The 7,487-nt window shown below is 69.1% G+C and carries 9 protein-coding genes and 1 pseudogene; 2 read left to right on the forward strand and 8 right to left on the reverse strand.

Annotated elements, in window-relative coordinates:
• The 3 genes and pseudogenes from Q0L11_RS09420 to yajC form a co-directional block, all read right to left on the reverse strand.
• Positions 1-204: pseudogene (locus Q0L11_RS09420) on the reverse strand (protein translocase subunit SecF); the annotation flags it as partial.
• A gap of 4 nt (positions 205-208) precedes the next feature.
• Positions 209-1,804, reverse strand: coding sequence for a protein translocase subunit SecD (gene secD / locus Q0L11_RS09425; protein ID WP_296596883.1), 1,596 nt, complete (start codon positions 1,802-1,804; stop codon positions 209-211).
• 12 nt (positions 1,805-1,816) lie between these two features.
• On the reverse strand, positions 1,817-2,167 hold the full coding sequence (gene yajC / locus Q0L11_RS09430; protein ID WP_296596884.1) for a preprotein translocase subunit YajC: 351 nt from the start codon (positions 2,165-2,167) through the stop codon (positions 1,817-1,819).
• Between the two features lie 120 nt (positions 2,168-2,287).
• On the opposite strand from yajC, the gene Q0L11_RS09435 reads away from it, so the two are divergent.
• Positions 2,288-3,127, forward strand: a complete 840-nt coding sequence (locus Q0L11_RS09435; RefSeq protein WP_296596890.1) for an ATP-binding protein — start codon at positions 2,288-2,290, stop codon at positions 3,125-3,127.
• A 61-nt stretch (positions 3,128-3,188) separates the two neighbouring features.
• Here the strand turns inward: Q0L11_RS09435 and Q0L11_RS09440 are convergent, their stop codons facing one another.
• Positions 3,189-3,398: a cold-shock protein gene (locus tag Q0L11_RS09440; RefSeq protein WP_296596885.1), complete on the reverse strand. Its 210-nt coding sequence runs from the start codon at positions 3,396-3,398 to the stop codon at positions 3,189-3,191.
• A 294-nt stretch (positions 3,399-3,692) separates the two neighbouring features.
• Here Q0L11_RS09440 and Q0L11_RS09445 point away from each other — a divergent pair, with 294 nt between their 5' ends.
• Positions 3,693-3,902, forward strand: coding sequence for a hypothetical protein (locus Q0L11_RS09445; protein WP_296596886.1), 210 nt, complete (start codon positions 3,693-3,695; stop codon positions 3,900-3,902).
• 64 nt (positions 3,903-3,966) lie between these two features.
• Here the strand turns inward: Q0L11_RS09445 and Q0L11_RS09450 are convergent, their stop codons facing one another.
• The 4 genes from Q0L11_RS09450 to Q0L11_RS09465 form a co-directional block, all read right to left on the reverse strand.
• Positions 3,967-5,823, reverse strand: coding sequence for a LysM peptidoglycan-binding domain-containing protein (locus Q0L11_RS09450; RefSeq protein ID WP_296596887.1), 1,857 nt, complete (start codon positions 5,821-5,823; stop codon positions 3,967-3,969).
• 107 nt (positions 5,824-5,930) lie between these two features.
• Positions 5,931-6,587 (reverse strand): protein-L-isoaspartate(D-aspartate) O-methyltransferase, encoded by a 657-nt coding sequence (locus Q0L11_RS09455; protein ID WP_296596888.1) that lies wholly within the window; start codon positions 6,585-6,587, stop codon positions 5,931-5,933.
• A 1-nt stretch (position 6,588) separates the two neighbouring features.
• On the reverse strand, positions 6,589-7,362 hold the full coding sequence (gene surE, locus Q0L11_RS09460; protein ID WP_296596889.1) for a 5'/3'-nucleotidase SurE: 774 nt from the start codon (positions 7,360-7,362) through the stop codon (positions 6,589-6,591).
• Positions 7,359-7,487 (reverse strand): hypothetical protein (locus tag Q0L11_RS09465; RefSeq protein ID WP_296596891.1); only part of this gene is annotated, 129 nt, incomplete at its 5' end. The genes Q0L11_RS09465 and surE, both read right to left, overlap by 4 nt.

Here is a 7,487-nt window from a genome sequence, read left to right on the forward strand (position 1 = left end):
CTCGCCCAGGGGCACGGGGCCCTTGGTGCGCACCTCGATGGCGGTGCCGCCCACGAAGTCGATGCCGAAGTTCAGGCCTTGCGCCACGAACGAGCCGATCGAGCCCAGGACCAGGATGGCCGACAGGATCGCCGCGAAGGGGGCGAGCCGCACGAAGTCGATATGGAACTCGCGCGGCAGGATGCGGATGAGGGGCCACTTCATGGGTCTACTCGATCGGCAGCGACTTCGGCTTGGTCGCGCGGAACCACCAGCCGATGAGCACTTGGGTGATGACCACGGCGGTGAACACCGAGGTGACGACGCCGATCAGCAGGGTCCAGGCGAAGCCGCGGATCGGCCCCGAGCCGAACTGGAACATGATGATGGCGGAGATGGCGCTGGTGATGTTGGCGTCGAGGATCGACACCAATGCGCGGCTGTAGCCGTGCTCCAGGGCCATGATGGGCGTTCGCCCGGCGTGAGCCTCGTCGCGGACGCGCTCGTAGATCAGCACGTTCGCGTCGATGGCCACAGCCAAGGTCAAGATCAGGCCGGCGATGCCCGGGAACGTCAGCGTCGCCTGGGTCATCGACATGATGCCGAGGATCAGCAGCACGTTCACGACCAGAGCCAGGGCGGCGAAGACGCCGAACAAGCCGTAGGCCAGGATGATGAAGACGATAATCGCGATGCCGCCGATGATCAGCGAGATCGCGCCGGCGCGGATGGCGTCGGCCCCCAGTTCGGCCGAGACCGTCTGCTGTTCCTGGATGGTCAGCGGGGCCGGCAGGGCGCCCGCCCGCAGTAGGATGGCCAGGTTGTTGGCGCTCTCGGCGGTGAAGTTCCCGCTGATCCGGCCCGAGCCGCCGGTGATCGGCTCGTTGATGCTGGGCGCCGAGATGTACTTGTTGTCGAGGATGATGGCGAAGCGCTTACCCACGTTCTGGGTCGTGGCGTCGGCGAACCGGCGGGCTCCGGCGCCGTTGAAGCGGAAGTTCACGACCGCCTGGCCGGTCTGCTGGTCGAAGCCCGCCTGGGCGTCCGTCAGCATCTCGCCCGTCACCAGCGCCCGGCGCTTGATTACCAGCGGCGGGGCGCCCGGCTCCGAGCCTTCCAGGACGACCGAGCCCGGCGGCACCCGGCCCTGCAGGGCCTGGGCGACGTCGGCGGTCTCGTCGACCATCTGGAAGGTCAGCTTGGCAGTCTGGCCGACGATGTCCTGCAGCTTCTTGGGGTCGCTCTCGCCAGGGGCCGCGATCGAGATACGGTTCGTCCCCTGCTGGCGGATGTCGGGTTCCTTGGTGCCCAGTTCGTCGATCCGGCGACGGATCACTTCGATCGACTGCTTCACGGCGCTGACGGCCTGGGCGTCCATGGCCTGAGGCACGAAGGCGATCCGGATCCGCTGGTCGGCCTGGGTGGTGACGATCACGTTGCGCGCGCCGGTCGCCATCTGGCCGCCGACGCCCTCGCGCAGCAGCTTGGCCGCCTGCTCGACCTTCGTCGCGTCGTTGATGCGGACGTTCACGGCGCCGTCCACGACGCCCAGACCGGTGAAGTCGATCTGGCCGCCCCGGAGCGCGGTGCGGGCGTCCTCGACGAGGTTGGTGAGCTGCTCGTTGCGCAGCGCCGCCGTATCGACTTCGTAAAGCAGGTACGAGCCGCCCTGCAGGTCGAGGCCAAGGTTCAGCGTCTGCTTGGGCATGAAACCCGGCAGGCTGTCGCGAACGTCCTTAGGCAGCACGTTCGGCAGGGTGAAGAAGATGCCATACAGCGTCGCCAGGACGACGAGGATGATCCTCCAGCGGGAGACGGTGATCATCGCAGGAGCGCTTTACGCCTTGGTGTCGTTGGCGGCGGCGGGCTCGCCGCGGGCGCGGACGTCGGAGATCATCCCCTTGACCACCTTCACGGTGACGCCCGTGGCGATCTCGACGCCCACCTCAGCGTCCTCGACGCGGACGATCTTGCCGATCATGCCCGAGCTCAGGACGACGGTGTCGCCGCGCTTCAGCGCGCCCAGCATGGCCTGATGCTGCTTCATCCGCCGCTGCTGCGGCCGGATCATCAGGAAGTAGAACAGCACGACCAGGGCGACCAGCGGCAGGAACTGCAGCAGCATGGCCTCCGGGCCGCCCGCAGCGGCGCCGCCGGCGGCTTGGGCGTAAGCAGGGGTGGCGAACATGGCCTCTCCGAGAAATGGCGTGCGAGCACCCTCTCACATGGGGGCTCGCCAAAGTCGGCGGAAGCTATGCGGAGAGCCCTGCTTTTGCAATGGAACGCCTACGTGTATGGCCTGCGGCCCATGGAACACGACGTCACGCCCCTGCTCGCCCGCATCGCCGAGGCTCTGGAACGGCTGGCGCCGCCTGCGACTCCGACCGTCAGCTTCGACGGCGCGCGCCTGTTCCGGCACGATCCGCAGACCGGCGGTTTCCATCCCGCGCCCGACTATCCGCTGGCGCTGGAGAACCTGGTCGGGGTCGACCGCCAGAAGACGCGGTTCATGGAGAACCTCGAGCGTTTCGCCGGGGGCCTGCCCTACAACCACGCCCTGCTGTGGGGCGTGCGGGGCACGGGCAAGAGCTCGCTCGCCAAGGCGGCGTTCATGGCGGCGGCCGGTAAGGCGTCCGCCCTCAAGCTGATCGAGGTGGACCGCGACCAGGTGACCGCCCTGCCCGCCCTGTTCGACGTGCTGCGGACCCGCGCGGAACGCTTCGTCGTGCTGTGCGACGACCTGTCCTTCGAGGAAGGCGCCGCGGCGGCCAAGGCGCTGAAATCGGCGCTGGAGGGTGGCGTGTCCGGCCCGCCGGCCAACGTGCTGTTCGTGGCGACGTCCAACCGGCGTCATCTGATGCCCCGCGGCCACCAGGAAGACCGCGGCCTCGTGGCGACCGCCGAGGACGCCGAGGAGGAGGTCAGCGTCTCGGACCGCTTCGGATTGTGGGTCGGCTTCCCGCCCATGGACCAGCCGACCTACCTCGCCGCCGTGAACGGCTATGCCGAGCAGTTCGGCCTGCGGACGCCCGACCTGGAGCGCCGGGCCCTGCAATGGGCGCAGCTTCGGGGATCGCGATCGGGCCGCGTCGCCTGGCAGTTCATCCGCGACCTCGCGGGAGAGCTGGGCAAGCCGCTGCCGCTCTGACGCGCAAAGAAAAAGGCCGACGCGACGCGCCGGCCTTTCGCAAATTCCGTGGCTCTGAGCCTTAGACGGCCTGGAGCTGACCGGCCGAGTTCTTGCCGCTGCGCTTGTCGCGCTCCAGCTCGAAGCTGACCTTTTGGCCTTCGTTCAAGCCGGCCATGCCGGCGCGCTCGACGGCCGAGATGTGCACGAACACGTCCGCGCCGCCGTCGTCAGGCTGGATGAAGCCGAAGCCCTTGGTCGCGTTGAACCACTTCACGGTGCCTACTGCCATTTTCGTCCCTTTCCGGGTGCAAATATTTCGCGCCGACCATCGACGCTTGCATCAAATTCTCGGAGAGGTCGGGGTAGATCCGTCGCCTGGATTCCGAAGAATCCAGCGCGGAATGCTCGCGATCCAGTGCGATATTCGATCCGCGTAACATAAATTATTCCAGCCATCACGCAAGCTCGACCGCAGACAATTTGGATATCTGCACGACAAGTCATTCAAAAATCTGTAGTCTAGGCCGGATTTTCACGGCTCGACGCTCCGGATGTGGCGCCGCCACAGATGGGATTCGACATCATGCGAAACGCGCCCGACCGCGAGATTTTCACCGTTGTCCGCCACCAAGGGGGCTGGGCTGTCGAACATTGCGGTGAGGTCCTGGACGCCAGTTCGGACAAGGAAGTGGCCAAGGCCGCCGCCAACAAGCGGGCCCGCGCCGCGCAGGACGCGGGACGTCCCTGCCTCGTCCGGGTCACGGGCGAGCACGGCTTCTTCAATGTAGCCTGATGCCGTCGCTCCGCCGAGCGGGTCGCACGCCCGCGCGGCCCCCCGCCCCAGGCTTGCGGCGCACTTACTTCGGCAGCACCAGCGCCGGATCGATCGGCCGCGCGCGTTCCTGCGGGGTCGGCGCGTAACGGATCTCGAAGTGCAGTTGCGGCTCGGAAACGCCGCCGGACGTGCCGGCCTGACCGATCTGCTGCCCCTGCTCGACCTTCTGCTGCATGCGCACGTCCACCCGGCTGAGGTGGCCGTAGGCGGTGACCCAGCCGTCCGCGTGCTTGATCAGCACCAGGTTGCCGAAACCGGGCACCTGGTCGCCGGCGTAGACCACGTCGCCGGACGCTGCGGCGCGGATGGCGTCGCCCATGTTGGCGCGGATGTTCAGGCCGTCGTTGCGCACGCCCGTCCCGCGGCTGCCGAAGCCCGAGATAATTTGCCCCTGGAGCGGCCAGGCGAACACGCCGCGGCCCATCTGGCTGATCTGGGCGTCCGAGACCGGCGGGCTGGCTGTGGGGGCGCCTGTGACGCCGCCCGGCGGCGGGCGATAGGGCTGCGGCTGGTCGGGCATCACGACCGTCGGCGGGCGCGGCGCCGAGCGCGGCGGCGGCAGGGTCTGGCCCACCGGCGGCGGAGTGTCGAACGACGACGGCGGCCGCTCGCGCGGCGGCTGGTACGGCTGCGGCGTGGACGGCGTGGCGGGCGGCGGCGTTTCGGGCCGTTCGGGGACGCGCGTGGTCGTCGTGATCGGCCCGCGATCGCGGTACCCCGCCGGCAGGCGCAGCTTGCGCCCGGGCGCCACGGACGCGCCGCGACGCAGCCCGTTCGCGCTGCGCAGTTCCGCCTCGGTGACGCTGAATCGGCGGGCAATCTCCGCGAGGCTGTCGCCGCGGCCGACCACATAGGCCTTGGCCGTGGAGCCCGGCCCCCGGATCGTCTGGCCGGGCTGGAGGCGGTAGGGCTTCTTCAGCTTGTTGAGCTTGGCCAGTTCCGCGATGTCGCTGTCGAGGCGGTTGGCCACCTTCTCCAGGGTGTCGCCCTTCTTGACCTTGTAGGCCTTCCCAGGCGTCGCAATCTCGACGACACGGCCGGTGACCTCGCGCCCGGTGACGGTGCGCCCCTCGGGCTCGGCCTCGACCGACGGTTCGGCCGACGGACGGCGCGTGCTGGCGTGGGGACGTTCCGCCGGGGCGACCTCGTCCTCGGCGGCGGGAGCCCGCTCGGCGTCCCCGCCCGGGAGTTTAAGGGCCTTGCCGGGGATCAGCGAGGAGCTGCGCCCAAGACCGTTCAGCTCGCGCAGGACGTCCACGGTCGTGCCATGGCGCTGGGCGATGCCGTAGAGCGTGTCGCCCGAACGCACGGTATAGGTCTTGGCCTCCGCGGGCGCCGCCTTGGAGGACTTGCCCTTCGGGGCAGGCGCCTCGGCCTTCGCCTTCGGGTTCTTCAGCACCTGGCCCGGCTGGAGCCGGTACGGCTTCTTCAGGCCGTTGGCCTTGGCGACGGTCTCGATGTCGGAGCCCAGACGGTCGGCGATCTCGGCGAGGGTGTCACCCTTCTTGACCGTGTAGGTCGCGGCAGGGCCGCGCGATTTCGCGCGGGCGAACGCGTCCTCGGCGGGCGGAGCGACCGCCTGTGCGGCCGGCTCGGACATCGCCTGGGCCAGCGCCGCCTGCGGGGCGGCGAGCGGCGGGAGCTCGGCCCTGTCCACCTGCGGCGTCGGCGCCGGAGCGACGGCCGGCGCGTCCTCGGCGAGGGCGGCGAGCTTCTGCTGCGGCTCGGCCAGGGCTTGGGCGGGAACCGTCGCCGGAGGCGCCGCGGCGGGCGGCAACGGAATGACCGGCGCGTTGACGGCGTAGCGGGGCGTGCCGCAGGCGGTGAGCGCCGTCCCGGCGAGCAGGATCAGGGCCGTTCGTTGGAAAAGGTGCGTCATCGCCGCTCCGGGGTAGCTCAAGCCAGAATCAATCGGGGCGTGGAAAGGGATGATGGCGGCGAGCCGACGCCCCCGCCAACCCGCAAAAGCCCCGCAACACGAAAAGGTCAGAGCTCCTTGGCCACGCCTTCCAGCAGCGGCACGAAGCGGACGTCGATCAGGTCTTCAACCTGGAACCCCCCGTGGCCGTCGCCGGTGTAGCGGCGCAGGACCTGGACCGGACCCTTGCCGATCGGCGCCACCAGGATGCCGTTCGGCTTCAGTTGCGAAAGCAAAGCCTTGGGCTCGCCCGGCGCCGCGGCTGTGACCATAATGCGGTCAAAAGGCGCCTGCTCGGGCCACCCCTCCCCACCGTCGCCGAAGCGGGTGATGACGTTGGTCAGGCCCAGCTCCTTGAAGCGCGCCTCGGCCTCCTTCATCAGCGTCCGGTACCGCTCCACCGTGTAGACCAGCCGCGCCAGCTTCGAGAGGATCGCCGTCTGGTAGCCCGAGCCGGTGCCGATCTCGAGCACGCGGTCGCGCCGGTCGATCTTCAGCGCTTGGGTCATCAGGCCGACGATGAATGGCTGGCTGATCGTCTGGCCGCAGGCGATGGGCAGGGCCGAATCCTCGAACGCCCGCTCCTTGAACAGCTCCTGGGTGAACAGCGGGCGCGGCGTCGTCTCGATGGCCCGCAGCACCTTGGCGTCCGTCACCCCCTGCGAGCGCAGCGCCAGCAGCAGGCGCGCCATGCGGGTTTCGGGCGTGTCGTCGGTGTCCGACATCTCAAGCCTTCGGCGGCGCGCCGCCCAGGACGCCCTTGAGGTCGTGAACGGTCTGCATGTGCGTCAGGTCGATGTGCAGCGGCGTCACCGAGATCTTGCCATCGTAGAGCGCGCGCAGGTCCGTGCCCTCGGCCGGGCTGGAGCGCAGCGGACGGAAGCCCACCCAATAATAGTCGCGGCCGCGCAGGTCGGTGCGCTTCTCGTTGTGGCGGACATGGACGTCCCGGAAGCCCTGGCGCGTGACCTCGACCTCCTTGATCCTGTCCGGGTCGCCGTTCGGGAAATTGACGTTGAGGACGACGTCCTTGGGCCAACCCAGTTCCACGAGGCGCCTGATGATGCCGGGAGCGTAGGCTTCGGCGGGCGCGAAGCTGGTTCCCTCCTCGTAGAAGCCCATCTGCGACAGGGCGATCGACGGCACGCCCAGGGCCATTCCCTCGATGGCGCCCGCCACCGTGCCGGACATGGTGACGTCCTCGGCGAGGTTCGCGCCCCGGTTCACGCCCGAGAGCACGAGGTCGGGTTTGGGGCCGGAAACCAGGTCGTTGATCCCCAGCATGACGCAGTCCGTGGGCGTGCCCGTGGTGGCGAAGCGGCGTTCGGAGAGCTGCCGCACGCGGATCGGGTCGGCGAGGGTCAAGGCGCGACTGGCGCCCGACTGCTCGTATTCCGGCGCCACCACCCAGACGTCGTCCGAGAGCTGGGCGGCGATCCGTTCCAGCGCCTCCAGGCCGTCGGCGTGGATGCCGTCGTCGTTGGTGAGCAGAATCCTCACGCTGCACCGCCGATGTGGGTGAGCCCCGGCAGGTAGGGATGCAGCGCCTGCGGGATGGCGATGCGGCCGCCCTCGTCCTGGTAGTTCTCCATGATCGCCACCAGGGTGCGGCCCACGGCCAGGCC

Origin of the sequence: Phenylobacterium sp. (assembly GCF_024508875.1) — a bacterium.
GTDB lineage: Bacteria > Pseudomonadota > Alphaproteobacteria > Caulobacterales > Caulobacteraceae > Phenylobacterium.

What these genes read in the sequence shown, in the direction of transcription:
- secD (WP_296596883.1), bottom strand. Translation starts at nt 1,804, where the DNA reads ATGATCACCGTCTCCCGCTGGAGGATCATCCTCGTCGTCCTGGCGACG.
- yajC (WP_296596884.1), bottom strand. Translation starts at nt 2,167, where the DNA reads ATGTTCGCCACCCCTGCTTACGCCCAAGCCGCCGGCGGCGCCGCTGCG.
- Q0L11_RS09435 (WP_296596890.1), top strand. Translation starts at nt 2,288, where the DNA reads ATGGAACACGACGTCACGCCCCTGCTCGCCCGCATCGCCGAGGCTCTG.
- Q0L11_RS09440 (WP_296596885.1), bottom strand. Translation starts at nt 3,398, where the DNA reads ATGGCAGTAGGCACCGTGAAGTGGTTCAACGCGACCAAGGGCTTCGGC.
- Q0L11_RS09445 (WP_296596886.1), top strand. Translation starts at nt 3,693, where the DNA reads ATGCGAAACGCGCCCGACCGCGAGATTTTCACCGTTGTCCGCCACCAA.
- Q0L11_RS09450 (WP_296596887.1), bottom strand. Translation starts at nt 5,823, where the DNA reads ATGACGCACCTTTTCCAACGAACGGCCCTGATCCTGCTCGCCGGGACG.
- Q0L11_RS09455 (WP_296596888.1), bottom strand. Translation starts at nt 6,587, where the DNA reads ATGTCGGACACCGACGACACGCCCGAAACCCGCATGGCGCGCCTGCTG.